Origin of the sequence: Streptomyces canus, from assembly GCF_001514145.1 — a bacterium.
In the GTDB taxonomy this organism is placed as follows: Bacteria; Actinomycetota; Actinomycetes; order Streptomycetales; family Streptomycetaceae; genus Streptomyces; species Streptomyces canus.
In genome coordinates this window covers 182,901-207,988 of sequence record NZ_KQ948661.1, presented here as the reverse complement: position 1 = coordinate 207,988, position 25,088 = coordinate 182,901, and the positions used below count along the sequence as shown (strand labels likewise).

25 protein-coding genes and 1 pseudogene are annotated in these 25,088 nt (G+C 70.3%); 11 read left to right on the top strand and 15 right to left on the bottom strand.

Annotated features, from left to right (window positions below; genetic code table 11):
• The first annotated feature begins 69 nt into the window (after window positions 1-69).
• Both AQJ46_RS20755 and AQJ46_RS20750 read left to right on the top strand, forming a co-directional pair.
• Window positions 70-1,344 (top strand): SAV2148 family HEPN domain-containing protein, encoded by a 1,275-nt coding sequence (locus AQJ46_RS20755; RefSeq protein ID WP_208612803.1) that lies wholly within the window; start codon window positions 70-72, stop codon window positions 1,342-1,344.
• Between the two features lie 138 nt (window positions 1,345-1,482).
• The gene (locus AQJ46_RS20750; RefSeq protein WP_059207026.1) at window positions 1,483-2,205 is read left to right on the top strand and encodes a 3'-5' exonuclease; all 723 of its coding nucleotides are present in this window, start codon (window positions 1,483-1,485) and stop codon (window positions 2,203-2,205) included.
• Between the two features lie 7 nt (window positions 2,206-2,212).
• On the opposite strand, the gene AQJ46_RS20745 is transcribed toward AQJ46_RS20750, so the two are convergent.
• The gene (locus AQJ46_RS20745) at window positions 2,213-2,719 is read right to left on the bottom strand and encodes a YbaK/EbsC family protein (protein WP_059207025.1); all 507 of its coding nucleotides are present in this window, start codon (window positions 2,717-2,719) and stop codon (window positions 2,213-2,215) included.
• Window positions 2,680-3,645, bottom strand: a complete 966-nt coding sequence (locus AQJ46_RS20740) for a DMT family transporter (protein WP_059207301.1) — start codon at window positions 3,643-3,645, stop codon at window positions 2,680-2,682. Before AQJ46_RS20740 ends, AQJ46_RS20745 begins: the two co-directional genes overlap by 40 nt.
• A gap of 80 nt (window positions 3,646-3,725) precedes the next feature.
• Between AQJ46_RS20740 and AQJ46_RS20735 the strand changes: the two genes are divergently transcribed.
• Window positions 3,726-4,631, top strand: a complete 906-nt coding sequence (locus tag AQJ46_RS20735) for a LysR family transcriptional regulator (RefSeq protein WP_059207024.1) — start codon at window positions 3,726-3,728, stop codon at window positions 4,629-4,631.
• Between the two features lie 57 nt (window positions 4,632-4,688).
• On the opposite strand, the gene AQJ46_RS20730 is transcribed toward AQJ46_RS20735, so the two are convergent.
• The gene (locus AQJ46_RS20730; protein WP_059207023.1) at window positions 4,689-5,540 is read right to left on the bottom strand and encodes a phosphotransferase enzyme family protein; all 852 of its coding nucleotides are present in this window, start codon (window positions 5,538-5,540) and stop codon (window positions 4,689-4,691) included.
• Between the two features lie 215 nt (window positions 5,541-5,755).
• Here AQJ46_RS20730 and AQJ46_RS20725 point away from each other — a divergent pair, with 215 nt between their 5' ends.
• From AQJ46_RS20725 to mgt, 5 genes and pseudogenes are all read left to right on the top strand, one after another.
• Window positions 5,756-6,700 carry a carbohydrate ABC transporter permease gene (locus AQJ46_RS20725; protein ID WP_059207022.1) on the top strand — a complete coding sequence of 315 codons (945 nt, stop codon included), beginning with the start codon at window positions 5,756-5,758 and terminating at the stop codon, window positions 6,698-6,700.
• Complete coding sequence (locus AQJ46_RS20720) at window positions 6,697-7,530, top strand: carbohydrate ABC transporter permease (RefSeq protein ID WP_059207021.1); 834 nt, start codon at window positions 6,697-6,699, stop codon at window positions 7,528-7,530. The genes AQJ46_RS20725 and AQJ46_RS20720 overlap by 4 nt, the downstream gene beginning before the upstream one ends.
• Complete coding sequence (locus tag AQJ46_RS20715) at window positions 7,530-8,804, top strand: ABC transporter substrate-binding protein (protein WP_059207020.1); 1,275 nt, start codon at window positions 7,530-7,532, stop codon at window positions 8,802-8,804. The genes AQJ46_RS20720 and AQJ46_RS20715 overlap by 1 nt, the downstream gene beginning before the upstream one ends.
• Window positions 8,805-9,056: 252 nt before the next feature.
• Complete coding sequence (gene erm, locus AQJ46_RS20710) at window positions 9,057-9,830, top strand: ErmE/ErmH/ErmO/ErmR family 23S rRNA (adenine(2058)-N(6))-methyltransferase (protein ID WP_059207019.1); 774 nt, start codon at window positions 9,057-9,059, stop codon at window positions 9,828-9,830.
• Window positions 9,831-9,842: 12 nt separating this feature from the next.
• Window positions 9,843-11,073 (top strand): annotated as a pseudogene (mgt, locus tag AQJ46_RS20705) (macrolide-inactivating glycosyltransferase).
• 73 nt (window positions 11,074-11,146) lie between these two features.
• Here the strand turns inward: mgt and AQJ46_RS20700 are convergent.
• Window positions 11,147-13,411 carry an MMPL family transporter gene (locus AQJ46_RS20700; RefSeq protein WP_059207017.1) on the bottom strand — a complete coding sequence of 755 codons (2,265 nt, stop codon included), beginning with the start codon at window positions 13,409-13,411 and terminating at the stop codon, window positions 11,147-11,149.
• Window positions 13,412-13,645: 234 nt separating this feature from the next.
• Here AQJ46_RS20700 and AQJ46_RS20695 point away from each other — a divergent pair, with 234 nt between their 5' ends.
• The 3 genes from AQJ46_RS20695 to AQJ46_RS20685 are packed head-to-tail and all read left to right on the top strand — an operon-like array spanning window position 13,646 to window position 15,618.
• On the top strand, window positions 13,646-14,194 hold the full coding sequence (locus AQJ46_RS20695) for a DUF1697 domain-containing protein (protein WP_059207016.1): 549 nt from the start codon (window positions 13,646-13,648) through the stop codon (window positions 14,192-14,194).
• Window positions 14,187-14,552 (top strand): nuclear transport factor 2 family protein, encoded by a 366-nt coding sequence (locus AQJ46_RS20690; protein WP_059207015.1) that lies wholly within the window; start codon window positions 14,187-14,189, stop codon window positions 14,550-14,552. The genes AQJ46_RS20695 and AQJ46_RS20690 overlap by 8 nt, the downstream gene beginning before the upstream one ends.
• 46 nt (window positions 14,553-14,598) lie before the next feature.
• Window positions 14,599-15,618 (top strand): ketopantoate reductase family protein, encoded by a 1,020-nt coding sequence (locus tag AQJ46_RS20685; protein ID WP_059207014.1) that lies wholly within the window; start codon window positions 14,599-14,601, stop codon window positions 15,616-15,618.
• Between the two features lie 3 nt (window positions 15,619-15,621).
• Here AQJ46_RS20685 and AQJ46_RS20680 read toward each other — a convergent pair whose 3' ends face one another.
• From AQJ46_RS20680 to AQJ46_RS59055, 11 genes are all read right to left on the bottom strand, one after another.
• On the bottom strand, window positions 15,622-16,362 hold the full coding sequence (locus tag AQJ46_RS20680) for a sirohydrochlorin chelatase (RefSeq protein ID WP_057611050.1): 741 nt from the start codon (window positions 16,360-16,362) through the stop codon (window positions 15,622-15,624).
• Between the two features lie 4 nt (window positions 16,363-16,366).
• Complete coding sequence (locus AQJ46_RS20675; RefSeq protein WP_059207013.1) at window positions 16,367-17,245, bottom strand: ABC transporter permease; 879 nt, start codon at window positions 17,243-17,245, stop codon at window positions 16,367-16,369.
• A complete protein-coding gene (locus tag AQJ46_RS20670) occupies window positions 17,232-18,017 on the bottom strand; it encodes an ABC transporter ATP-binding protein (protein ID WP_057611332.1) in 786 nt (261 codons plus the stop codon). Before AQJ46_RS20670 ends, AQJ46_RS20675 begins: the two co-directional genes overlap by 14 nt.
• 36 nt (window positions 18,018-18,053) lie before the next feature.
• The gene (locus AQJ46_RS20665) at window positions 18,054-19,157 is read right to left on the bottom strand and encodes an aliphatic sulfonate ABC transporter substrate-binding protein (protein ID WP_059207012.1); all 1,104 of its coding nucleotides are present in this window, start codon (window positions 19,155-19,157) and stop codon (window positions 18,054-18,056) included.
• 222 nt (window positions 19,158-19,379) lie between these two features.
• Window positions 19,380-20,708, bottom strand: a complete 1,329-nt coding sequence (locus AQJ46_RS20655) for a sulfate adenylyltransferase subunit 1 (RefSeq protein WP_057611047.1) — start codon at window positions 20,706-20,708, stop codon at window positions 19,380-19,382.
• A gap of 2 nt (window positions 20,709-20,710) precedes the next feature.
• Entirely contained in the window at window positions 20,711-21,649 is a 939-nt protein-coding gene (gene cysD, locus AQJ46_RS20650; RefSeq protein WP_057611046.1) for a sulfate adenylyltransferase subunit CysD, read from the bottom strand.
• Window positions 21,646-22,209, bottom strand: coding sequence for an adenylyl-sulfate kinase (cysC, locus tag AQJ46_RS20645; RefSeq protein ID WP_263972876.1), 564 nt, complete (start codon window positions 22,207-22,209; stop codon window positions 21,646-21,648). Before cysC ends, cysD begins: the two co-directional genes overlap by 4 nt.
• On the bottom strand, window positions 22,206-22,916 hold the full coding sequence (locus AQJ46_RS20640) for a phosphoadenylyl-sulfate reductase (RefSeq protein ID WP_059207011.1): 711 nt from the start codon (window positions 22,914-22,916) through the stop codon (window positions 22,206-22,208). The genes cysC and AQJ46_RS20640 overlap by 4 nt, the downstream gene beginning before the upstream one ends.
• The gene (locus tag AQJ46_RS20635) at window positions 22,913-23,092 is read right to left on the bottom strand and encodes a hypothetical protein (RefSeq protein ID WP_057611043.1); all 180 of its coding nucleotides are present in this window, start codon (window positions 23,090-23,092) and stop codon (window positions 22,913-22,915) included. The genes AQJ46_RS20640 and AQJ46_RS20635 overlap by 4 nt, the downstream gene beginning before the upstream one ends.
• Window positions 23,089-24,786: a nitrite/sulfite reductase gene (locus AQJ46_RS20630; RefSeq protein ID WP_059207010.1), complete on the bottom strand. Its 1,698-nt coding sequence runs from the start codon at window positions 24,784-24,786 to the stop codon at window positions 23,089-23,091. Before AQJ46_RS20630 ends, AQJ46_RS20635 begins: the two co-directional genes overlap by 4 nt.
• 125 nt (window positions 24,787-24,911) lie before the next feature.
• The gene (locus tag AQJ46_RS59055; protein WP_349817346.1) at window positions 24,912-24,995 is read right to left on the bottom strand and encodes a putative leader peptide; all 84 of its coding nucleotides are present in this window, start codon (window positions 24,993-24,995) and stop codon (window positions 24,912-24,914) included.
• Window positions 24,996-25,088 lie beyond the last annotated feature (93 nt).

The following is a 25,088-nucleotide window of genomic DNA, read 5'->3' as shown; positions in this document are numbered from 1 at the left end:
TGACCCTGTCCATCCGGCTGCACCGCCGACCGCTCCCGGAGTACCCTTCCTTGATCGTTGGCAAGGGGAGTGCTCGGGGGAGCGGAAGGCGGTGCGCGGGTGGGCTCGGGAGGGCTGGAGTTGCCCCCTGGTGACGAGAGTCACGAGGGGAACTCCGCAGACGCCCCGCCCGGCACGGTGTCCCTGGCACGACCGATGGACGCGGGAGCGACGATCGGGCCGGAGCTGGACTGGGACGCCGACGCCTGGCGCGAGGTACGTACGCGCGCACAGAGGGCGGGCCGGGCCTACATCTGGCTGAACCTCGTCGAACAGCGGCTGCGGGCCGTCGTGGCCGCTGTTCTGCGTCCCATCTACGAACCCGTCCACGGCCACGACGACTGGGTGGTCGCCGCCGCCGGGCCCGCCGGACAGGAGTGGGTCCAGCGCGCGGTCGCCGTCCGCGAAGTCAGCCGCCGCAAGGGCTACTTGCTCGACCCCGCCGACGACAACGTCCTCAGCTTCCTCACCCTGCCCCAGCTGCGCGAGCTGATGGTGCAGCACTGGCCCTGCTTCGAGCCCTACTTCGACGACCGACGCGATGTCGAACTGGCTCTGGACGAGCTGGAGGTGACGCGCAACGTCGTCTCCCGCAACCGGGCCCTGTCCGAGGCGGTCCTCGGCCAGGCCGAGCGCGCCTCCGCCAAGCTGCTGGAGATACTCGGCGCCGGCGGCGACGTGCCGTCCGCCCGCCGGCTGCCCGTCGACGCGGTCGAGGACCTGGTGGGCGACCGGTACGCCGACGTGGTCGCCGTCCACACCGACCGGGTGCGGCTGCTGAGGCAGTTCCCCGCCGAGGACATCTTCGGCGGCGCCCGCCGTCTGGATGCCGTTGGGATCGGCCTCAACCTCCTCGTGCAGAACTTCTCCGGCCGCCGTCTGGTCCGTCTGGCCGAGGGCGGCTGCCGGGTGCGGCTGCTGTTCCTGAACCCGGCCTCCAGCGCGGTCAAGCGGCGCGAGCGGGAACTCGGCATGAAACGCGGTGAGTTGAGCCGCGCGGTCGAGATGAACATCCTGCACATGCGCCGGGTGCGGTCGAGGTTGCGCGACCCGGGCGCCTTCGAGATCCAGGTCTACGACGACACCCCGCGCTTCACGGCCTACCTCGTGGACGGCGACGGCTCGGACGGCATCGCGGTCGTGCAGTCCTATCTGCGCCGGGCGCGAGGCATGGAGGCACCGGTCCTCGTGCTGCGCAACGGCCAACGAGTGGTCAAGCCGGGTGATGTGGACGACAGCGGCCTCTTCCCCACCTACCGCGAGGAGTTCGAGACGAACTGGGCGGATTCGCGGCCGGTGTCCTGAAGTGTTCCGCTGTTGCGAAGTGTCCCGGCCTCCCGAAGTGTCCGGATCGGTAAGCGGAATGCGGTCCTCTGATTGTCAGTGGCGCATGGGAAGGTGGAGACCACTGGGGGAAAGCACCACCAAGAAGGGGGACGGCCCATGGGCTGGCACCGAGAGCTGCTGATCGGCTTCGACCTGGAAACCACCGGCACCGATCCGCGCGAGGCGCGCATCGTCACGGGAGCCGTGATCGAGGTCAGGGACGGGCAGCCCATAGGGCGCCGGGAGTGGCTGGCGGACCCGGGCGTACAGATCCCGGCGGACGCCGTGGCGGTGCACGGCATCAGCAACGAACGGGCGGCCACCGAGGGCCGCCCCGCCGACCAGGTCGCCGACGCCATCGCGGACGTCCTCGCGACCTACTGGAAGACGGGCGTCCCGGTCGTCGCGTACAACGCCGCCTTCGACCTGAGCCTGCTCGCCGCCGAACTGCGCCGGTACGGCCTGCCGTCCCTGCGCGAGCGCCTGGGCGGCCTCGACCCCGCCCCGGTCATCGACCCGTACACCATCGACCGCTCGGTGGACCGCTACCGGCGCGGCAAGCGCAACCTCGAAGCGGTCTGCACGGAGTACGGCGTCGCACTCGACGCCGCCCACGACGCCTCCGCCGACGCCCTCGCCGCGGCCCGGCTCGCCTGTGCGATAGCCGCGCGTCACCCCAAGGTCGCCGCCCTCGGACCGGCGGAGCTGCACCGCCGCCAGATCGAGTGGTACGCGGAATGGGCGGCGGACTTCCAGAGCTTCCTGCGCCGCAAGGGCGACGAGACGGCGGTGATCGACAGCACCTGGCCGCTGCGCGAGCCTGCCGACGAGACCGTGTGAGAGAGCGTCACTCCGGCGCGGGACCCGCGATGGGCTCCACCCGCGGCTTCGCCAACCGCTCGTAGTCGCCGCCCGACAGACACAGCGACCGGTCGAGCCGGGCGGCGTTGAAGTACAGCCGGGGCCGGGCCACGACGTCCGGATCGGCGACGACCTCCAGTTCGGGATCGAAGCTGAACGGCAGCACCGTGCCGGGGATCGCGCGGGCCAGCCGCTCGGCGGTCTCCGCATCGCTGAACCCGACATAGCGCGCGGCGTAGAGCGCCCGGATCGCGCCCAGGTCCACGCGCCGGTCCCCAGGGACGACCGCCAGGACGTTCCGGGTGGTGCGGCGGTCCACCTTGACCCGCAGGACGATGCACTTCGCCGCCTCGGCGGCGGGGTGTCCACGCAGCGCGCACACGGCGTCGGTGGTGCCCTCGGGCGCGTGGTCGATCAGCCGGTAGTCGACGGAGGAGGCGTCGAGCAGGGATATCAGACGGTCGTAGGTGTCGTAGGCGTTGTCGCCGGGCATCGGGGGTCCTCTTCGACGGGGTGAACCGCGGTGCGGGGCGGAGCCGTTGTGCGGTGGGCGCGTTCCACGGACTGCCCCCAGTAGGTGCCGGTGATCATCATGACCGCCCCGAGCCCGGTCAGCACGGTGAAGTGCTCGCCGCCCAGGGCGACACCCACCGCGGCGGCCCAGATCGGTTCGGTGCCGAGCAGCAGGCTGGCCCGGCTGGCCGAGGTGCGCTGCACCGCCCAGGTCTGGGCGAGGAAGGCGAACACACTGCAGAACAGGGCGAGATAGAGCAGCTGTGCCCAGGTGGCCGGGCCGGCGTGGGCCAGGGTCGGAAGCTCGCGTGCGGCCGGGGCGAGGAACAGGGCCGTGCCGACGAGGGTCTGCACGGTCGTGAGGTGCAGCGGCCGTATCGCCCTGCCCGCGGTGAGCCGGCCCACCAGCGCCACATGGCCGGCCCGTACCACCGCGGCGGCGAGCATCAGCAGGTCCCCGAGACGGGGCGCGTGGAAGCCGTTGCCCGCCATCAGCAGCCCGACGGCCAGGACGGACACACCGGCGGCGGCGTAGAAGGCGGGCGGCAGGCCGCCCCGGTGACCGGTGCGGTCGAGGAGGGGGGTGAGGACGATGGTCAGGCTGATGATGAGCCCGGCGTTGGCGGCGCTGGTGTGGGCGACGCCGTAGGTCTCGACGACGAGGACAGCGGCCTGGGTGAGGCCCAGGGGCACCCCTGCCCGGAGCTCCTCACGGGTCCAGCGGCGCGGCCCTCGCCCGCGGGCGGCGACGACTCCCAGGCAGGCGAGCGCGGACAGGGCGTAGCGGGCGAAGAGCACCAGCAGGACAGGGAGAGCGGACGTCGCGGTCTGGGCGGAGAGATAACTCGAACCCCAGACGATCGCGACCAGCAGGAGTACCGCGTCGGTACGGCGGGCGTCGGACACCTCCCCACAGTCCACCAGAAGCTCGCTGAAGCCCAGATCCACCTTCTTAAACGATCTTTTAGTACTCCTACACTGTCGTGATGGACGAACGACAGCTGCGGATCCTGCGGGAGCTCGGCGAACTGGGCAGCGTCACCGCGGTCGCCGAGGCGTTGCTGGTGACCCCGTCGGCGATCTCACAGCAACTGCGGCTGCTGCAGCGGTCGGTCAGGGTCCCGCTGACCGAGCGCGACGGCCGGCGGCTGGTGCTCACGGACGCCGGGCAGGCCCTGGCGGGTGCGGCCGTCGAGGTGGAGACGGCGCTGGCACGCGCGCGGCACACCGTCGAGGAGTTCGTGGACCGGCCCGAGGGCGAGGTCTCCGTGGCGGCCTTCCACAGCGCCGGCGCGGCCTTCTTCCCCCTGCTGCTGCGCGCCCTCGCCGACCCCGGCGCCCCTGTGCCGAGGCTGGCCGACGAGGACGTCCCGCAGGAGGACTTCCCCCGCCTCACCCGGGAGTACGACATCGTGCTGGCCCACCGCCTCGACCATGCCCCGCCCTGGCCGCGCACGGTCGCGGTGACCACGCTGCTGCACGAACCTCTGGACGTGGCGATGCCCGCCGACCACCCCCTGGCGGCCAAACGCCGGGTGACCCCGCATGACGTGGCCGGCGAGCCATGGATCACCGTGCACGACGGCTTCCCGGTCATGGCGACGGTCGAGGCGATCGCAGCGGCGGCGGGCCGACGCGTCCACCTCGCCCACCGCATCAACGAGTTCGCGGTGGCCGCCGAGGTGGTGGCCGCGGGCGGCGGCCTGGCACTGATGCCCCGCTGGACGACGCGCCGTCACCCGGCCCTGGCGTTGAGACCCCTGAGCGGCGTCCGGGCCCGACGCCACATCGACGCCCTGTACCGCCCGGAGAGGACGGCAAGAAGGGCGGTGCACACGGTTTTGACGGAGCTCAGGAGGGCGGCACACACCATCCGACGACCAGGGGACTGACCCGGGGGAGCGGGGAACTACGCGACCAGCCACCGACCACCCGCACTCGCTCACCGGTCAGAACGAGTACCACCGCACCGTCTCATCACCGTCCCGCAAAGACGCCACCCTGCGCTCGAACTCGGCCACGGCCTTGGGGTTCGACGGCGCATGCTGAGCCACCCACGCACAGCTGGCCGTCTCCCGGGCCCCGCGCAGCACCGAACACCCCTCCCACTCCCGGACATCCCACCCGTACGCGGCGGTGAACACGTCATAGGCCTCCGCAGGCACCCCGTACCGGTCCCGGGACAGCGCCATGACGACCAGATCGTGCTCACGCAGATCCGAGGAGAAGGTCTCCAGATCGACGAGAACCGGACCGTCAGGCCCGACATGCACATTGCGGGGCAACGCGTCCCCATGAATCGGCCCCGGCTCCAGATGAGGCGTCACCGCTGCCGCGGCCGCCGCGAAACCGTCCCGCCGCTCCCGGAGGTACGCCGCGTCGGCCGGGTCGATCGCGTCCCCCGCGAGCCTCAGCCACCGCTCCACACCACCCAGCAGCTCACGCGGCGGCAAGTCGAAGGACGGCTTCGGCAGGGCGTGCACGACCCGTAGCAGTTCGGCCAAATCCCGTGGCTCGGCGGGTCGTACAGCGTCGGGAAGCCGGTGCCACAGGGTCACCGGATGCCCCTCCACCAACCGCGCCTCCGGCTCGGCCGCCCGCACCGCGGGCACCTCCGCCTCCGCGAGCCACACGGCGATGTCCAGTTCACGACGTGCCCGGTCGAGGAGCTCGGCGTCACGGCCCACCTTGACGACCAGGTCACCGGCGGCGAACACGGCGTTCTCGCCCAGGGCGAGCAGCCGGGCCCCGGTCAGCACCCCCGCCGCGGCCAGTACGTCCCGCGCCCGTGCCTCGTCCATCGTCCGGCCCTCCCGGTCCTGACATGTCCCGCATGCCTGTGTATTGCCACCGCGAACGGCGTCGAGTTCACGCCATCCCCCGGCCAGTCTCGCATTCCCACAGGTGGGCCCGTGTGCGCGCTGCCTTGACGGCGCATACCCCCTTCACGACCATGACGGAGGCCCAGGCGCCAGGAGGGCCGGAACGTCACGAACCGTGCGAAGGAGCCGATGACGTGACCTTGGTGACCGCGACGGAGCGGTCGGCGCAGGGCGCACCGCGCGCCGAGGGGGACCGCAGGCCTCCCGACCGCGGGGCCTGGTTCCTGGTGCTGCCCGCGCTGATCCCGATCCTGGTGCTGAGCGTGGGACCCCTGCTGTACGGGATTCTGCTGGCCTTCACCGACGCCCAGTCGGGCCGGACCCGGGCCACCCAGTGGATAGGCGGTCTCAACTTCCAGGATCTGCTGCACGACACCCTGTTCTGGGAGTCGTTCCGGATCGGTCTGGTGTGGGCGGTCGGGGTGACCGTGCCGCAGTTCCTGCTGGCGCTCGGCCTCGCCCTTCTGCTCGACCAGGACCTCAAACTGCGCTGGCTCGCCCGTGCCCTCGCGATCATCCCCTGGGCCATGCCCGAGGTGGTCGTCGGTGTCATGTGGCGGCTGGTCTACAACCCGGACGCCGGTGTCCTCAACGAGACCCTCCGCACCTTCGGCCTCGGCGACGGCCGCGACTGGCTCAGCGGCCTGTCCACCGCCCTGCCCGCCGTGATCGTCGTCGGCGTCTGGGCCGGGATGCCCCAGACGACGGTCACCCTGCTCGCCGGCCTCCAGAACACCCCACGCGAACTCCACGAGGCGGCCGCCATGGACGGCGCCGGCGCCTGGCGCCGATTCCGCACCGTCACCTGGCCCGCCCTGCGGCCGGTCGCCCTCGCGATCACCGCCCTCAACTTCATCTGGAACTTCAACTCCTTCGCCCTGGTGTACGTACTGACCAGCGGCGGACCGGGCGGCCGTACCCGGCTCCCCATGCTCTTCGCCTACGAAGAGGCCTTCCGCTACGGCCAGTTCGGCTACGCGGCCGCGATGGGCCTCGTGATGGTCGCCGTGATCTCCCTCCTCCTCGCCCTCTTCCTGGTCGGCCGGCTCAAGGAGCGAACGGGAGGTGACCGGGCATGAGGACCAGCACCACCGGCCGCGTCGGCCAGTACGCCGCCCTCTTCGCCTATCTCGTCTTCCTCGCCTTCCCCTTCCTCTGGCTGGTCTCCACCGCCTTCAAGTCCCCGCGAGAACTGGGCAGTCTGCACCCCACCTGGATCCCACGGGACCCCACCCTCGACAACTTCCGCCAGGCCTTCGACGAACAGCCCCTGCTGCGCGCCGCCGGAAACTCCCTGCTCGCCGCGTCCGCCGCCGCCGTGATCGCCGTACTGATCGCGACCCCGCTGGCGTATGTCATGGCACGCCACCGCACCCGGCTCGCGAAGGCCGCCACGGGCTGGGTGGTGGTCAGCCAGGCCTTCCCGCTGGTGCTGGTGATCATCCCGCTGTTCCTGGTGCTGAAGAACCTCCATTTGATCAACTCCCTTGTGGGTCTTGTACTGGTGTACGTCGTGTGGGCGCTGCCGTTCGCTCTGTGGATGCTCGTCGGGTACGTCCGTGCCGTGCCGACCGAACTGGAGGAGGCGGCGGCCGTCGACGGCGCCGGGCGTCTGCGGACCCTGGTGTCGGTGACGGCGCCGCTGCTCGCGCCGGGGATCGTGGCGACGGCACTGTTCGCGTTCATCACCGCGTGGAACGAGTTCTTCTTCGCGCTGGTGCTGCTGAAGACCGCCGACAAACAGACCCTGCCGGTCGTCCTCACCCACTTCATCGGCGCGGAGGGCGTCGCCGACCTCGGCCCCCTGGCGGCGGCCGCTTTCCTCGCCACCCTTCCCTCGCTGATCATCTTCGCGATCATCCAACGCCGTATCACGGGAGGCATGTTGGCCGGGGCGGTGAAGAGCTGATGCGCGCCCGCTGGTTCGTCGGAGTCCTCCTTCTGCTCCTGGCCGGGTGTACCGGCACGAGCACGCCCGAGGACGGCCGTGTCACCCTCCGCTTCCAGTCCCTTGCCTGGCAGGAGGATTCCGTCGAGGCCAACAAGGCACTTGTGAAGGAGTGGAACGCGACGCATCCCGGCGTGAAGGTCGAGTATGTGCAGGGGAGTTGGGACAGCGTCCACGACCAGCTGCTCACCTCCTTCGAGGGCGGCGAGGCACCGGACATCATCCATGACGCCTCCGACGACCTCGCGGACTTCGCCTACGGCGGCTACCTGGCGGACCTCACGGACCTGCTGCCCCAGCGTCTGAAGTCGGACATCCCGCAACGGAGTTGGGAGACGGCCACCTTCGGCGACGGGGTCTACGGCGTGCCCTTCCTCCAGGAGCCCCGTGTCCTCATCGCCAACGCCGAGTGGCTGAAGGAGTCCGGCGTCCGGATCCCCACCCCCGAAAACCCGTGGAGCTGGGCGGAGTTCCGGCGGATCACCGAGGGGCTCAGCGGCGACGGAAAGTACGGCGTGGCCTGGCCGCTCAAGGAACCCGTCAGCGCGACCCTCAACCTGTCGCTGTCGGCCGGCGGACAGCTCTTCCACCGGGGCGCCGACGGAAAGGTCACCATCCGCTTCGAGAAGGCCGACGAGACCGTGCCCCGGACGATCCACGACCAGGCGAACACCGATCACAGCGCCTCTCCCACCACACTCGGCAGCGGTGGCTCCGACACCCTGCCCGGCTTCTTCGGCGGCAAGTACGCGATGGTCCCTCTCGGGTTCTCCTACCGTCAGCAGATCGCGCAGCAGGCGCCGAAGGGCTTCCGGTGGCAGGTGCTGCCGGCCCCGGCCGGCGCCGACGGGCTCACCCAGGGCGTCAGCCCGCAGACCCTGTCCGTGGCGGAGGACAGCCCTCACAAGAAGGAGGCCGCCGAGTTCATCGACTTCCTGCTCCGGCCCAAGAACATGGTCCGGCTGGCGCTGGGGGACTGGATGCTGCCCACGGGGACGCAGGCGCTCGCCGATCCGGCCCTCCACGTCACGAAGGACGGCTGGGCCACCGGTACGGCCCTGGCCTCCCACCTCACCACGGCTCCCGCGCAGTCCGTCCGCGGCTACCCGGAGTGGAAGGACAAGGTCGCCACACCGGCCTTCCAGGAGTACTACAGCGGTGCCATCGGCCTCGGTGAGCTGCGCAAACGTCTGGAGGACGACGGGAACCTGGTGCTGGCCCGCTACCAGCGCTGAGGTAATTCGGTTGTCGGCGTCGAGGGCCCGCGCCTAGCGTGCCCTCCGTGGGAGCTTCCAACGCGATGAACATCTCCGGTCTCGGCCGGGGCTGCACGCACTCCATCCGGATGCGGCGCGGCCCCGGAGCCCTGACCGGCCCGGGGCGCGACACCCTCTGACGCCTGCGCGTCCGCGCTTCTCTTTCCCCAGTCTTCCGGTCGGGGCCTTCGTCTGCCCGTTTCCCGTCACGGAAGACAAGGACCACTGGCCATGGGCCGCCCCACCCGCGCTTCCCGCGCGCTCTCGCAGAACTTCCTCGCCGACCGTCGTGCCGCCGCACGCCTCGCCGGACTCGCCGTACCGCGACCGACCCCGCTGCTGCTCGAAGTCGGCGCGGGAAAAGGCGCGTTGACCGAGTTGCTCGCCCCGCGCTGCCGCCGTCTGCTCGCGTACGAGATCGACTCGCGGCTTGTTCCCCCGCTCCGGGAGCGCTTCTCGGACACCCCGCACGTGCACGTGGTCGAAGGGGACTTCCTCGGCGCCCGACCGCCCCTCACGCCGTTCGCCGTCGCCGGCAACGTGCCCTTCTCGCGCACCGCGGACATCGTCGACTGGTGTCTGCGGGCTCCCGCACTCACCGACGCGACACTCCTCACCCAGCTCGAGTACGCCCGTAAGCGCACCGGGGACTACGGGAGGTGGACGCAGCTGACGGTCCTGAGCTGGCCCCGTCATGAATGGCGGCTGGTGGGCCGGGTCGGTCGGCACAGTTTCCGGCCCGCGCCACGGGTGGACACGGGGATCCTGCGGATCGAGCGCCGCCGGACGCCGCTGCTCGAACCCAGCGCCCAGGACAGCTGGCGACATCTGGTGGAGCTCGGTTTCTCGGGCGTCGGCGGCTCGTTGCGTGCGTCGCTGTGCCGGGCCCACCCCCGGCGCCGGGTCGACGCGGCATTCCGAGCCGCCCGTCTCGACCGGGCCGTACTCGTAGGAGCGGTGCCGCCCGAGCAGTGGCTGCGACTGCACGCGGTGCTGGTGGCATGAGGGAGATTCGAGTTGCACGAGACGTCTCGTCTCGTCTAGCCTTCCTGTCATGACCACTCGCTCGCACATCGCCATGTTCTCCATCGCCGCCCACGGCCACGTGAACCCCAGCCTCGAGGTGATCCGGGAGCTCGTGGCGCGCGGGCATCGGGTCACGTACGCCGTCCCGCCCCTGTTCGCCGAGAAGGTCGCCGAGACCGGTGCCGAGGTGAAGCCCTGGACCTCGACCCTTCCCGGCCCCGACGACGACCCGGCGGCCTGGGGCACCGAGCTGCTGGATCACGTGGAACTCTTCCTCGCCGACGCGATCCAGGCCCTGCCACAGCAGGTCGAGGCGTACGCCGGAGACCGACCGGATCTCGTCCTGCACGACATCACCGCCTACCCGGCCCGGATCCTCGCCCACCGCTGGAGCGTGCCGGCGATCTCCCTCTCACCGAACCTCGTCGCCTGGCGGGGCTACGAGGAGGAGGTCGCCGAGCCGATGTGGGCCGAGCCGAAGAAGTCCGAGCGCGGGCAGGCCTATTACGCCCGGTTCCAGAGCTGGCTGGAGGAGAACGGCATCGCCCTGCACCCGGACACCTTCGTCGGCCGTCCCGACCGCTCTCTCGTGCTGATCCCGAAGGCCCTGCAGCCGAACGCCGACCGGGTCGACGAGAGCGTGTACACCTTCGTCGGCGCCTGCCAGGGCGACCGCGGCGCCGAGGGGGAGTGGCAGCGGCCGGCCGCGGCGGAGAAGGTGGCGCTGGTCTCGCTCGGCTCCTCGTTCACCCGGCGGCCCGATTTCTACAAGGAATGCGTCAGGGCCTTCGGTGACCTCCCCGGCTGGCACCTCGTGCTGCAGATCGGCAGGCACGTGGACCCGGCCGAACTCGGCACCGTACCGGACAACGTCGAAGTACGGTCCTGGGTACCGCAGTTGGCGATCCTCAAGCAGGCCGACCTGTTCGTCACGCACGCCGGCGCGGGCGGAAGCCAGGAGGGACTGGCGACCGCCACGCCGATGATCGCCGTACCGCAGGCCGTGGACCAGTTCGGCAACGCGGACATGCTCCAGGGCCTCGGTGTCGCCCGCCGGATCGACACCGAGGAGGCGACCGCAGAGGCCTTGAAAGCGGCCGCCCTCGCGCTGGTCGACGACCCCGGAGTCGCCCGGAAACTGAAGGAGATCCAGGCGGAGATGGCGCAGGAGGGCGGCACCCGCAGGGCGGCCGATCTCATCGAGGCGGCACTGCCCGCATGAGTGAGGGCCCGTTGGTACCCCGGTCACCAACGGGCCCTCAGTACAAGGGTGTTCAGCCTTCGGCGAGGAAGGCTCAGACCCTCACAGGCTCACCCTCGTCGTCCCGCGCCGCGGGCGCCGCCACGGCGTCCGCGGCCTCGTCGTGGGTGAGGTCGGGCAGCCGGTTCAGCCACTTCGGCAGGTACCAGTTGCGCTCGCCGAGCAGCGCCATCACCGCCGGGAGCAGCACGCCCCGGATGATCGTCGCGTCGATCAGCACCGCGGCCGCGAGGCCCACGCCCATCTGCTTCATGGACTGCATGGACAGCGTCCCGAAGATCGCGAACACCGCGACCATGATGACGGCGGCGCTGGTGACGACACCGGCCGTGGTGACCACGCCGTGCTGGATCGCGTCCTTCGTCGTACGGCCCCGCAGGCGTGCCTCGCGGATCCGGGAGACCACGAACACGTGGTAGTCCATCGACAGGCCGAACAGGATCACGAAGAGGAACAGCGGCAGCCAGGTGATGATGGCGCCGACGCCCTCCGCGCCCACCAGCGAGGCACCCCAGCCGTGCTGGAAGACGGCGACGAGGATGCCGTAGGCGGCGCCCACCGACAGCAGGTTGAGCACGATCGAGGTGATCGCGACCGTCAGCGAGCGGAACGACAGAAGCATCAGGACGAAGGCGAAGACCACCACGAACGCGAAGACCGGGACGACCGCTCCGGTCAGCTGGTCGTTGAAGTCCTTGGAACCCGCCACCTGTCCGGTGATCGGTGCCTCGACACCGTCGACCTTGCCGAGCGTGGCGGGACGTACCTCGTCGCGCAGCGTGTCCAGGCTCTGACCGGCCTTGTCGAAGTCGGAGCCGCCCACCAGCGGGACGTACACGAAGGCGAGGTTCTGCGCGTCGTGCAGCTTGATCTCGACCGGGCCCCGCGAGGCGCCCGAGGAGATCGCCCGCTCCTTGAAGTCGGCCAGCGCGGAGGTGACTTCGGGTGCGTTGATGTCGGCCGCCTTGACGACCACCTCGGCCGGATCGGAACCGCCGGGGAAGGCGTCGTTGACCCGGTTGTACGTCTGCACGATCGGCAGCGAGTCGCCGAACTCCTGGTCCAGGGTGAGGTTCTGGGTCTTCATGCCGAGCGCGGGTGCCGCGATGGCGAGCAGCGCGCCGGCCGCGACCACGACCGAGACGACGGGCTTCGCGAGGACACCCTTCAGCACGGCCGTCCAGAACCGGCTCTCCCGGTTGCCGCTCCGCTTGCGGCGCAGCCGGCTGTCCGGGTGCAGGAAGGGGATCTTGCCCTTCTCGACCCGCTCGCCCAGCAGCGAGAGCAGCGCGGGCAGCACGGTCACGGAACCGACCATGGCGACCGCCACGACCATCAGCGAGGCCAGGCCCATCGCCTCGAACTCGGCGAGCCCGGTGAACAGCATGCCCGCCATCGCCACGCACACCGTGACACCCGAGACGATGATCGCGCGACCGCTGGTGGCGGCGGCGATCCGCAGAGCGGTCTGCGGGTCCCGTCCGGCCTGCCGTTCCTCGCGCTCACGGCGCAGGTAGAACAGGCAGTAGTCGACGCCCACGGCCAGACCGACCAGCAGCATCACGGAGTTGGCGGTGTCGCTCATCGGCATCACATGGCTGACGACGCCCATCAGCCCCATGGTCGCCATGATGGCGCTGACGGCCAGAAGCACCGGCAGCAGGGCCGCGACCAGGGCGCCGAACGCGATGAGCAGGATGCCGAGGGCCACCGGCACCGCGGAGAGCTCGGCCTTCTCGAAGTCGTCGCCGAACGCGTCGGAGAACGTCTTCATCATGCTGGCGCCGCCGATCTCCTCGATCCGCAGCGACCCGTGCTCCTTCTGCACTCCCTCGACCGCCTTCAGCACCGGCTCGACCCGGTCACCGGCGGTGTCCGCCTCGCCGCGCATGTCGAACTGCACGAGCGCGCTGCGGCCGTCCTTCGAGATCGTGTTCGTGTCGTACGGCGACGTCACGTCCGTGACCTTGCCGGTGCCCTCGACCGCCTTCATCACGGCGGCGACGGCGGCCCTGAAGTCGGAGTCGGTCGCCTTGCCGCCGGCGCCCTTGGCCTGGATCAGCACCGTCTCACTGGCCGGCTCGTCGATCCCGGCGTCCTCGATGATCTTCGCGGCGGTGTGGGTCTCCCCCTTCAACTGGTCGCTGTCCTTGACGTCGACCCGGCCCGCCGCCGAGCCGAGCCCCATCGCCAGAACGACGAACAGCACCCAGATACCTACGGCAGCCCATCGGTGCCGTGCGCTCCAGCCGCCGGCCCGGGCGGCCAGGCCCCGCACCCTTGTGTCTCCTGTCCCCATGACGGGCTTGCCCCCTTGTGTGCGATGGCAGCCCCCTGCCGCCACCTTTCCTTTCGAAGGTATGGGCTGGATAAAGCCATCTCGTCGTGCTGCCCGGTGAGGTGCGCCGGGCACCGGCTCCTCCCAAGGGACCGCGCGCCCTCCGTACTGGGGAGGACCGTGACCCTTACATCTAACGGCCCTTGTGCGGGGCGATGATCGGGGTCCGCGTGCAGGCCGTCCTAGGGTGTGCGCATGACGACCACGTATGCGGCGCTGCTGCGCGGAATCAACGTCGGCGGCAGCAGGAAGGTCCCCATGACCGACCTGCGCACGCTGATGGAAGACCTCGGACATGGCGGTGTACGCAGCTACCTCCAGAGCGGGCAGGCAGTGTTCACCGCCGACCACGGCGACGAGGAGACCCTGGCCGCCGAGCTCGCGGGCGGGATCGAGAAGCGGTTCGGCTTCGCGGTCGACGTGATCGTCCGCGACCACGCCTACCTGAAGGCCGTCGCGGAGGCCTGTCCCTTCCCGGCCGCCGAGCTGGAGGCCAAACAGCTCCACGTCACCTACTTCTCCGGGCTCGTCGACGCGGACCGCTTCGCTGAGGTCGACCAGGCCGCCTACCTCCCGGAGGAGTTCCGCCTCGGGGACCGCGCCCTGTACCTGTACGCCCCGAACGGCCTCGGCCGCTCCAAGCTCGCCGAGCACCTGTCCAAACCGAGACTGAACAAGGGCGTGATCGCCACCAGCCGCAACTGGAACACGGTCGTCAAGCTGGTGGAGATGACCGGTGCCTGACCGCGATCCCGCCGTGGAGGCCGCCGTCCAGGGCGAGTTGCGGCTCCTCGACCCCGAGGTACGCGCCTCGCCCGAGCTGGTGGGCGCGCTGCTGCACCCCGAGTTCCACGAGTTCGGCGCGTCCGGGCGGCACTGGGACCGCGCGTCGATCATCGCCGCCCTGGCCGGGGCCTCGGATCAGGAGGCCGGGCCGATCGCGGCGTCCGGGATGAAGGGGGTCCGACTCGCGCCCGACGTCGTTCACCTCACCTTCGAAACGGAGCACAACGGCGGCCGGGCACACCGCAGTTCACTGTGGCGGCGCACGCCGAGCGGGTGGCTGCTGTACTTCCACCAGGCGACGCCGTTCGCAGGATGACCCACCGGACGCTCGGCGGTCGGCACCGCTGTGCGAGGCTCGTCCCATGCGCTACATCATCATCGGGGCAGGGGCGGTCGGCGGGGTCGTCGGTGGGCGGCTCGCGGGGGCCGGGCACGAGGTCGTTCTGGTCGCGCGGGGAGCGCAGTACGCGGCGCTGAGAGACGGGGGACTGCGGCTGAGGGTGCCAGAGGGCGAGTTCACGTACCGGCTCCCGGTCGTGGAGGGGCCGGCCGGACTCGGCGTGCTGCGCGCCGACGACGTGCTCGTCCTCGCCGTGAAGACCCAGGACACGGAAGGCGCCCTGGACGCGTGGGGTCCGGCCCCGGTCGAGGGCGGCGGCACGGCCGCCGAGCGGCTGCCACTGCTGTGCGCGCAGAACGGCGTGGAGGGGCAGCGCGTGGCCCTGCGGCGATTCCGGCAGGTGTACGGCGTCTGCGTCTGGCTGCCGGCGACGTTCGTGGAACCCGGGCTCGTCTCCGCCGCGGGCAGCCCGCTCACCGGCATCCTGCACCTGGGCGTGTACCCGCACGGCACGGACGAGACCGCCCGGCGGATCGCCGCCGACCTGGAGAAGTCGAGCTTCGAGGCGCCGGTCGTGCCGGACCTCGCCCGCTGGCAGTACGCCAAGCTGCTGTCCAACCTCGCCAACGCCGTCGAGGCGGTCGCCGGTCCCGTCGAGGGTGAGGAGGCCCGGGCGCTCGTCGAGCGGGTACAGGCCGAGGGCATGGCCGTGCTGGAGGCCGCCGGAATCGCGTACACGAGTCCCGAGGAACAGCGCGAGGTCCGTGGCGACAAGATCACCCTGCTGCCCCTCGACGACGCCCCGCGCGGCGGCGGCTCCTCCTGGCAGTCCCTCACCCGTGGCACCGGCACCATCGAGGCCGACTACCTCAACGGCGAGATCGCCCTCCTCGGCCGCCTGCACGGCATCCCGACCCCGCTGAACGAACTTCTCCAGGGCCTGGCCAACACCTTCGCCCGCGAGCGCAGGGCAGCCGGGTCGCTGCCGGTGGGGGAGTTGGCACGGCTGGCCGACGAGGCGGTGGCGGCTGCCGGGGAGTAACGCCTACGCGCTCACCGTCAGCCGCAGCAGCCCCCGCGCCGCCGCCGCGTCGTACCGCCGCAGCAGCACCCGCGCCACCTCCGGCGCGGGCCCCAGCACCTCGGCCAGGACGTCCGCCTCGGCCGCGCCCCGCGCGATGCGGTCGGGCAGGAACCCCGGGGCGAGCACGTACGGCGCCACGGCCACCGTCGCGCAGCCGAGGGCCCGCAACTCCCGCACCGCGTCCTCGGTGCGGGGCAGGGCCGCGGAGGCGAACGCAGGCCGCACGGCGCACCAACCGGTGTGCCGCCACTCCCGCGCGATGTCAGCGATCACTGCGATCGCCTCCGGGTCGGTGGACCCCGCCGAGGCCAGCACGACCCCGGTCGAGGACTTGTCGGCGGGCGTCAACCCCGCCTCGTACAGCCGTCGTTCGAGCGCCGACAGCAGCAGCGGCGACGGGCCGAGCACCTCCGCCTGCCGGATCCGCAGCTGCCGCGGCGCGTCCCGCAGCACCGCGGGGATGTCCGCCTTCGCATGGAACGCCCGCGTCAACAGCAGCGGCAGCGCCACGACGTCACGGACGCCCTCCGCCGCCAGGGACTCCAACACTCCCTGCACGGAGGGGATGTTGAAGTCGAGGAAGCCCGTCTCCACCCGTACGTCCGGGCGCAGCGAGCGCACCCGGCGTACGAGAGCGTGCACCGTCGCGGCATGCCGCGGGTCGCGGCTGCCGTGGGCGATGACCAGGAGAACGGGCTTCATGGACTCAGCTCTTCACCAGCAGACCGCGGCTGCGCAGCACCCACCGCTCCAGCGGGCTGAAGATCAGCAGGTCGATCGCGATGCCGACGAACAGGATGAGCAGGATCGCCTCGAACACCATGGCCATGTCGCTGTTGGTGCGGCCGTTCTCCAGCAACTGGCCGAGGCCCACGCCCAGGTCGGGGAACTGGGCGATGATCTCCGCGGCCATCAGCGAGCGCCAGGAGAACGCCCAGCCCTGCTTGAGGCCCGCCACATAGCCGGGCAGCGCGGCGGGCAGCGTGATGTGCCAGATGCCCTTGATGCCCGTCGCACCCATCGTGCGGCCGGCCCGCAGGAACAGCGGCGGCACCTGGTCGACGCCGGACACCAGGCCGTTGGCGATGGAGGGGACCGCGCCGAGCAGGATCACGGCGTACATCATGGAGTTGTTCAGGCCAAGCCAGATCACGGCCGGCGGCACCCACGCCACCGACGGCAGCGACTGGAGGCCGGACAGGATCGGGCCGATGGCCGCGCGGATGAACTTCACCCGGGCCACGATCAGGCCCAGCGGGGTGCCGATGAGCAGGGCGAAGAAGAAGCCCAGCAGACCGCGCGAGACGCTGGTCCAGATGTAGCCGAGCAGATCGCCCTGGAGCCAGGCCTCCTTGAACGTGGAGCCCACGGCCGCCGGCGACGGCAGCTTGGACGGGTTGTCGACGACCGGGTAGAGGAGCGCCCAGACCGCGAGGACCACCGCGAGCGCGATGACCGGCGGCAGGATCTTGTTGACGAGGGTCTGCCGGAGGGTCGGGCGGCCGGTGGCCTGGGTCTCCAGCGCGTCGAGGCCCGCCTCTACGCTCCCGGCGTCCTGGGCCGGTGTCGTGTCAGTGCTGGCCATGACGGCGGATCTCCCCACGCAGTTCTTCGGTGATCTCACGGGCCAGTTCGGCCACGGGCGCGTCCTCGATGCGACGCGGCTGCGGGATGTCGACCGTCCACTCGCGCGCGATCCGGCCGGGACGGGAGGACAGCAGGATCACGCGCTGCGCGAGCCGTACCGCCTCGCGCACGTTGTGCGTGACGAACAGGACGGAGATCCCGGTCTCCGTCCAGATCCGGGTGATCTCGTCGTGCAGCACGTCCCGCGTGATGGCGTCGAGGGCCGCGAACGGCTCGTCCATCAGCAGCAGGTTGCTCTCCTGCCCCAGCGCGCGGGCCAAGGCCACGCGCTGACGCATACCACCCGACAGTTCGTGGACGCGCTTGCCGTACGCGCCCTTCAGCCGGACCAGTTCGAGCAGCTCCTCGGCCTTGCCGCGCCGCTCGGGCTTGGGAACTCCCCTGAGCTTCAGGGCGAGTTCGATGTTCTTGCCCGCGGTCAGCCACGGGAAGAGGGCGTGCTCCTGGAACATCAGGGCCGGGCGGCCATCGGTCGTGATGGCGCCCGTGCTGGGCTGGTCCAGCCCCGCCACCAGGTTCAGCAGCGTGGACTTGCCGCAGCCCGAGGCCCCCAGGAGGGTGACGAACTCGCCCGGCGCGACATCGATGCTGATGTCGTCCAGGACGAGCTGCTGTCCGCCCGGTCCCGCGAAGGACTTCGAGACGTGCTCAAGGCGTGCGGCGTACTCGACGGACTCGTCGGCCTTGGCGAGCGTCGTGGTCGTGGCCATGATCGTCACCTCCTGGGAACTCTTCGGGGACCGGGGTCAGCTGGTGCCGAGACCGGCGGCGTCGACCGGGGACTCGCCGTCGGCCTTGAGGACCTTGTTGAGGATCGTGAGGTCGTAGATCCCGTTCAGGTCGGGCTTCTTCAGCAGACCGGCCTTGACCGCGTGCTCAGCCTCCGTGTTGAGCGTGGCGGCCAGCGGGTCGTTGGTGAACTGGATCGACTTCCAGGCCGGGTCCAGGACCTCGGGCTTGAGCGCCTTGCCGGAGTCCGCCTCCAGCTGCTTGTTCGCCGCCGCCTTCGCCGCGTCCGGATTGGCATTGATCCACTTGTTGGCCTCCACCGACGCCTTCAGGACGGCCTCGACCGCCTTCGGGTGGTCCTTGAGGAAGTCCTGCCGCACGATGATGTTCGTGATCACGAACTTCTTGTCCGGCCACAGCGACGCCTCGTCGAGCAGCACCTTGCCGCCCTCGGCGACCAGCTTCGACGCGGTCGGCTCCGGCACCCAGGCGCCGTCGATGGAACCGGCCTTGTAGGCGTCCGGCGTGATCTTGTTGTCCGTGCGGACGACGGTGACGTCACCCTTGCCGCTCTGTGCGTCGACCTTCCAGCCCTGGTCGGCGATCCAGTTGAGGAACGCCACGTCCTGCGTGTTGCCGAGCTGCGGGGTGGCGATCTTCTTGCCCTTGACGTCCTTGAGGGACTTGATCTTGTCCGGGTTGACGACCAGCTTCACTCCGCCGGACGCCGAACCGCCGATGATCTTCAGGCTCTTGCCGCCCGACTTGACGTAGCCGTTGATCGACGGGGAGGGGCCGATCCAGCCGATGTCGATCGACTTGGAGTTGAGCGCCTCGATCTCGGAAGGTCCGGCGTTGAAGGTCGCGTACGAGGCCTTGGTGGCCCCGAGCTCCTTCTGGAAGAAGCCCTTGTTCACCCCGACGAGCGCGGTGCCGTGGGTCAGGTTGCCGAAGTAGCCGATCTTGACGGAGTCGAGCCCGTCGATCTTCTTGGCCCCGGCGGCGACCTTGGCGGTGCCGTCGTCCTTCGCGTCGGAGCCGTAGCCGCAGGCGGCGAGGGTGAGGAGCGGGAGCGCGGCGATGACCGCGAGGGTGCGGCGAAGAACTGGTGTAGCAGGCACGGGAGGTGTTCCTCTCGGAGGCCCGGCGGTCACGGTCTTTCAGGTCGTGGCCGGGAGGTCGGCAGGTCTGCGTCTACGGCTGTGGGGGGACGGGGCGCGCAAGCGGTGCGCGTACGTCAGCGCACACATCGCGCCACTCCGCCCTGCCCGCTGCCGAGCGCACCGCTGCCTACGCGGCCGCCCTCCTTCGCGAACGTGGAGTAGTAGTCGGTGGAGTTCATGTCAGAAGTCCCACCCGTCGTCCTCGGACTCGTCCTTGACGGGCTCCGGGGACGCGAACGACTCGCCGACCATGCCCGCGGTGAGCGTGGTGCCGTCGTTCGGGTCGATGAGGATGAACGAACCGGTGCGCCGCGAGTCGGAGTAGGAGTCGACGGGCAGCGGCTCGGCGGTACGGATCTTCACCCGGCCGATGTCGTTGGCGACGAGCTGTCCCGGGTGCGGGTGCAGGGACAGGTCGTCGAGCGTGAGGCGGGACGGGATGTCCTTGACGATCGCCTTGACCGTGCGGGTGCCGTGCTTGAGCAGGACCCGGTGGCCGACGGTCAGCGGGGCGTCGGCGACGTGGCACACGGTCGCCTCGATGTCCTGGGTGGTCGGCGGGGCGTCCTTGCTGGGCACCAGCAGGTCACCGCGCGAGATGTCGATGTCGTCCTCCAGGAGGATCGTCACCGACTGGGTCGTCCAGGCGACGTCGACCGGCTCACCGAGCAGGTCGATGCCGGCGATCTTCGTGGAACGGCCCGACGGGAGCACGGTGATCTGCTCGCCGACGTGGAAGGAGCCTGCGGCGATCTGACCGGCGTAGCCCCGGTAGTCGGGGTGCTCGGCGGTCTGGGGCCGGATCACGTACTGCACGGGAAGGCGGGCGTGGCAGTGGCTCAGGTCGTGGGTGACCGGGACCGTCTCCAGGTGCTCCAGGACGGTCGGGCCGCCGTACCAGTCCATGTTCGCGGACGGCTCCACCACGTTGTCACCGGCGAGCGCCGAGATCGGGATCGCGGTGACCTCCGGGACGCCCAGTTCGAGCGCGTACGCCGTGAACTCCTCGGCGATCGCGGCGAAGACGGGCTCGGCGTAGTCGACGAGGTCCATCTTGTTGACGGCGAGCACCACGTGCGGCACCCGCAGCAGCGCCGCGAGGGCGGCGTGCCGGCGGGTCTGCTCGACGACGCCGTTGCGGGCGTCGATGAGGATCACCGTCAGCTCGGCGGTGGAGGCACCCGTCACCATGTTGCGGGTGTACTGCACGTGGCCGGGGGTGTCGGCGAGGATGAACCGGCGCTTCGGCGTCGCGAAGTAGCGGTACGCGACGTCGATGGTGATGCCCTGCTCGCGCTCGGCGCGCAGCCCGTCCGTCAGCAGCGCGAGGTCCGGGCCCTCGGCGCCCCGGCTCGCCGACGCGCGCTCCACGGCCTCCAGCTGGTCCGTGAGGATCGACTTGGAGTCGTGCAGCAGCCGGCCGACGAGCGTGGACTTGCCGTCGTCGACCGAACCGGCGGTCGCGAACCGCAGAAGGGTCGTCTCGGTGAGTTCCGTGGTGGTGCTCATGCTTAGAAGTACCCCTCGCGCTTACGGTCTTCCATCGCGGCCTCGGACATCTTGTCGTCGGCGCGGGTGGCGCCGCGCTCGGTGAGCCGGGAGGCGGCGATCTCCGTGATGACCTGCTCCAGCGTCACGGCGTCGGAGTCGACGGCACCCGTGCAGGACATGTCACCGACGGTCCGGTAGCGCACCAGGCGCTTCTCGACGCTCTCGCCGTCCTTGGGCCCGCCCCACTCGCCCGCCGTCAGCCACATGCCGCTGCGCGAGAACACCTCACGCTCGTGGGCGAAGTAGATCTCCGGGAGCTCGATGCCCTCGCGGGCGATGTACTGCCAGACGTCCAGCTCGGTCCAGTTGGACAGCGGGAAGACGCGGACGTGTTCGCCGGGGGCGTGGCGGCCGTTGTACAGGTTCCACAGTTCGGGGCGCTGGCGGCGCGGGTCCCACTGGGAGAACTCGTCCCGCAGCGAGAACACCCGCTCCTTGGCCCGGGCCTTCTCCTCGTCCCTGCGGCCGCCGCCGAAGACGGCGTCGAACTTCTCCGCCTGGATCTTCTCGGTCAGCGGCAGCGTCTGCAGCGGGTTGCGAGTGCCGTCCGGGCGCTCCTTGAGGACACCCCGGTCGATGTAGTCCTGCACGGAGGCCACATGCAGCCGCAGACCGTGCTGGGCGACCGTACGGTCCCGGTACTCGAGGACCTCGGGGAAGTTGTGCCCGGTGTCCACGTGCAGCAGCGAGAAGGGGACCGCCGCGGGGGCGAACGCCTTCAGCGCCAGATGCAGCATGACGATGGAGTCCTTGCCGCCGGAGAACAGGATCACCGGCCGCTCGAACTCACCCGCCACCTCACGGAAGATGTGCACCGCCTCGGACTCCAGCGCGTCCAGGTGGGACAGGGCGTACGGAGCCTCCGTGCCCTCTTCCACCTTCGCAACGGTCGTCGTCATGCCAGTCCCCTCTCGGTGAGCAGCGCGTGGACCGCCGCCGCGGACTCGTGGACGGTCTGGTTCTGCGACTCGATGCGCAGATCGGGCGACTCGGGCTCCTCGTAGGGGTCGTCGACCCCGGTCAGCCCGGACAGCTCACCCGCGGCCTGCTTGGCGTACAGGCCCTTCACATCGCGTACGGAGCACACCTCGACCGGAGTCGCCACGTGGATCTCGAGGTAGGCCGCGCCGCTCTCCTGGTGGCGCTTGCGCACCGCGTCACGACTGTCGGTGTAGGGCGCGATGACCGGGACCAGCGCCTTCACGCCGTTGCGGGCGAGCAGTTCGGCGAGGAAGCCGATGCGCTGCACGTTGGTGTGCCGGTCCTCGCGGCTGAAGCCGAGGCCCGCGGAGATGAACTCGCGGATCTCGTCGCCGTCGAGCACCTCGACGAGGTGGCCCTCCTCGCGCAGCCGGCCGGCCAGCTCGTACGCGATGGTGGTCTTGCCGGCACTCGGCAGACCCGTGAGCCAGACGGTGGCTCCGGTCGTCACGTGCAACTCCTTGGTAGATGTCGTCATCCGTGCAGCCCGCACTCGGTCTTGGCGCTGCCCGCCCAGCGGCCGGCGCGCGCGTCCTCGCCCTCCAGGACACGGCGGGTGCAGGGGGCGCAGCCGACGGAGGCGTAGCCGTCCATGAGCAACGGGTTGGTGAGGACGCCGTGTTCCGCGACATACGCGTCCACGTCGTCCTGGGTCCAGCGGGCGATCGGGGAGATCTTGACCTTCTGCCGCTTCTCGTCCCAGCCGACCACCGGGGTGTTGGCCCGGGTCGGGGACTCGTCGCGGCGCAGACCGGTCGCCCAGGCCAGGTAGTCCTTCAGGCCCCGCTCCAGCGGCTCGACCTTGCGCATCTTGCAGCACAGGTCGGGGTCGCGGTCGTGCAGCTTCGGGCCGAACTCCGCGTCCTGCTCGGCGACCGTCCGCGTCGGCGACAGCGTGATGACGTTCACGTCCATCACGGCCTCGACCGCGTCCCGGGTGCCGATGGTCTCCTCGAAGTGGTAGCCGGTGTCGAGGAAGACGACGTCCACGCCCTTGAGGACCCGGGACGCCAGATGTGCCACCACCGCGTCCTCCATCGAGGAGGTCACGCAGAAGCGCTTGCCGAAGGTGTCGACCGCCCACTGGAGGATCTCCAGCGCCGAGGCGTCCTCCAGGTCGCGGCCCGCCTGCTCGGCGAGCGCCTTGAGATCCTCGGTCGCGCGCTCTTCCTGAATCGCCGTCATATCTGATCTCCCCCTGCGTCGGTGTGCCGAAGGCCCCGGGCGAGCAGCCCGAGGAACTTCAACTGGAATGCGCGGTTGCACGCCGCGCATTCCCACGCGCCGTGAGACTCCTCGCTCGGACGGAGGTCCTCGTCGCCGCAGTAGGGGCAGTAGAAGGGGGCGGCCCGCTCGCTCATGAGAGGGCCTCCTCGCTGGCACGCGAGGCCCAGGCGGCGAAGCGCTCGCCCTCCTCGCGCTCGGCCTGGAACCGCTTCAGGACGCGCTCGACGTAGTCGGGCAGCTCCTCGGAGGTGACCTTCAGGCCCCGCACCTTGCGGCCGAAGGCGGCCTCCAGGCCGAGCGCGCCGCCCAGGTGCACCTGGTAGCCCTCGACCTGCTCGCCCCGGTCGTTGAGGACCAGCTGGCCCTTGAGACCGATGTCCGCCACCTGGATACGGGCGCAGGCGTTGGGGCAGCCGTTGAGGTTGATGGTGAGCGGCTCGTCGAAGTCCGGGATCCGGCGCTCCAGTTCGTCGATCAGCTGCGAGCCGCGCGCCTTGGTCTCGACGATGGCGAGCTTGCAGTACTCGATGCCGGTGCAGGCCATGGTGCCGCGCCGGAACGGGGAGGGCTTGGCGGTGAGGTCGAGCGCCTCCAGGGCCTCGACGAGCGGCTGGACCTGCGCCTCCTCGACATCGAGGATGATCATCTTCTGTTCGACGGTGGTCCGGACCCGGCCCGAGCCGTGCGCCTCCGCGGCCTCGGCGATCTTCGTCAGCGTGGTGCCGTCGACACGGCCGACGCGCGGGGCGAAACCGACGTAGAACAGACCGTCCTTCTGGCGGTGCACGCCGACGTGGTCGCGCCAGCGGCCCGAGGGCTCGGCGGGCGCGGGGCCGTCGACCAGCTTGCGCTTCAGGTAGTCGTCCTCCAGGACCTGGCGGAACTTCTCCGGGCCCCAGTCGGCGACGAGGAACTTCAGACGGGCCCGGGTGCGCAGGCGGCGGTAGCCCCAGTCGCGGAAGATGCCGACCACACCGGCCCACACCTCGGGCACCTCGTCCAGCGGAACCCAGGCGCCGAGCCGGACGCCGAGCTTCGGGTTGGTGGACAGGCCGCCGCCGACCCACAGGTCGAAACCGGGGCCGTGCTCGGGGTGCTCGACGCCGACGAAGGCGATGTCGTTGATCTCGTGGACCACGTCGAGGAGCGGCGAGCCGGAGATCGCCGTCTTGAACTTGCGGGGCAGGTTGGAGAACTCCTTGCTGCCGATGTACCGCTCGTGGATCTCGTCGATGGCCCGGGTGCCGTCGATGATCTCGTCCTCGGCGATGCCGGCGACCGGCGAGCCGATGATCACGCGCGGGGTGTCACCGCAGGCCTCGGTGGTGGACAGGCCGACCGCCTCCAGGCGGTTCCAGATCTCCGGGACGTCCTCGATACGGATCCAGTGCAGCTGGATGTTCTGCCGGTCGGTGACGTCCGCGCTGCCGCGCGCGAACTCCTCGGAGATCTCGCCGATCACCCGCAGCTGCTGGGTGGTGAGGCGTCCGCCGTCGATCCGCACCCGCAGCATGAAGTACTTGTCGTCCAGCTCCTCCGGCTCCAGGATCGCGGTCTTGCCGCCGTCGATCCCGGGCTTGCGCTGGGTGTAGAGGCCCCACCAGCGCATCCGGCCGCGCAGGTCGTTGGGGTCGATCGAGTCGAAGCCGCGCTTCGAGTAGATCGTCTCAATGCGTGTCCGCACATTGAGACCGTCGTCGTCCTTCTTGAACTGCTCGTTGCCGTTCAGCGGGGTGTGGTGCCCCGCGGCCCACTGACCCTCACCGCGGTGACGGCTCACCTTGCGGCGGGGCGCTGCGGCGGCAGGGTTCTGCGGGGTGGCGGCCATGGTTCTACGTCCTTCGGGACAGGCGGAAAGCGGCTCTTACCTGCGCGTACGGGCGCATGGGTGTACCTGCGCGTCATTGCGCGGGGAGGAGAACGAGAGGATGTGTCGGGTGACGCTGCGGCTCGTCAGCGCACCGGACAGATGGCGCTGGACATGCGGCCGAGGTCGACGTGCCGCCGACTCACCAAGGCAATTCCAGTTCCAGACATGACGGAAGCGTGTCACGGCGATCTGGACACAGTCCAGCTTTATCCACCATGTGGACACCCTGGTCTCGACAGGTGAGACCAGGGTGTCGTTGG

Coding starts and splice junctions, on each gene's coding strand:
- AQJ46_RS20655 (WP_057611047.1), bottom strand. CDS start 20,708: ATGAGCACCACCACGGAACTCACCGAGACGACCCTTCTGCGGTTCGCG.
- AQJ46_RS20730 (WP_059207023.1), bottom strand. CDS start 5,540: ATGGACGAGGCACGGGCGCGGGACGTACTGGCCGCGGCGGGGGTGCTG.
- AQJ46_RS20750 (WP_059207026.1), top strand. CDS start 1,483: ATGGGCTGGCACCGAGAGCTGCTGATCGGCTTCGACCTGGAAACCACC.
- AQJ46_RS20630 (WP_059207010.1), bottom strand. CDS start 24,786: ATGGCCGCCACCCCGCAGAACCCTGCCGCCGCAGCGCCCCGCCGCAAG.
- AQJ46_RS20720 (WP_059207021.1), top strand. CDS start 6,697: ATGAGGACCAGCACCACCGGCCGCGTCGGCCAGTACGCCGCCCTCTTC.
- AQJ46_RS20685 (WP_059207014.1), top strand. CDS start 14,599: ATGCGCTACATCATCATCGGGGCAGGGGCGGTCGGCGGGGTCGTCGGT.
- AQJ46_RS20695 (WP_059207016.1), top strand. CDS start 13,646: ATGACGACCACGTATGCGGCGCTGCTGCGCGGAATCAACGTCGGCGGC.
- cysC (WP_263972876.1), bottom strand. CDS start 22,209: ATGACGACATCTACCAAGGAGTTGCACGTGACGACCGGAGCCACCGTC.
- erm (WP_059207019.1), top strand. CDS start 9,057: ATGGGCCGCCCCACCCGCGCTTCCCGCGCGCTCTCGCAGAACTTCCTC.
- AQJ46_RS20680 (WP_057611050.1), bottom strand. CDS start 16,362: ATGAAGCCCGTTCTCCTGGTCATCGCCCACGGCAGCCGCGACCCGCGG.
- AQJ46_RS20745 (WP_059207025.1), bottom strand. CDS start 2,719: ATGCCCGGCGACAACGCCTACGACACCTACGACCGTCTGATATCCCTG.
- AQJ46_RS20715 (WP_059207020.1), top strand. CDS start 7,530: ATGCGCGCCCGCTGGTTCGTCGGAGTCCTCCTTCTGCTCCTGGCCGGG.
- AQJ46_RS20635 (WP_057611043.1), bottom strand. CDS start 23,092: ATGAGCGAGCGGGCCGCCCCCTTCTACTGCCCCTACTGCGGCGACGAG.
- AQJ46_RS20675 (WP_059207013.1), bottom strand. CDS start 17,245: ATGGCCAGCACTGACACGACACCGGCCCAGGACGCCGGGAGCGTAGAG.
- AQJ46_RS20735 (WP_059207024.1), top strand. CDS start 3,726: ATGGACGAACGACAGCTGCGGATCCTGCGGGAGCTCGGCGAACTGGGC.
- AQJ46_RS20700 (WP_059207017.1), bottom strand. CDS start 13,411: ATGGGGACAGGAGACACAAGGGTGCGGGGCCTGGCCGCCCGGGCCGGC.
- AQJ46_RS20640 (WP_059207011.1), bottom strand. CDS start 22,916: ATGACGGCGATTCAGGAAGAGCGCGCGACCGAGGATCTCAAGGCGCTC.
- AQJ46_RS59055 (WP_349817346.1), bottom strand. CDS start 24,995: ATGTCTGGAACTGGAATTGCCTTGGTGAGTCGGCGGCACGTCGACCTC.
- cysD (WP_057611046.1), bottom strand. CDS start 21,649: ATGACGACGACCGTTGCGAAGGTGGAAGAGGGCACGGAGGCTCCGTAC.
- AQJ46_RS20670 (WP_057611332.1), bottom strand. CDS start 18,017: ATGGCCACGACCACGACGCTCGCCAAGGCCGACGAGTCCGTCGAGTAC.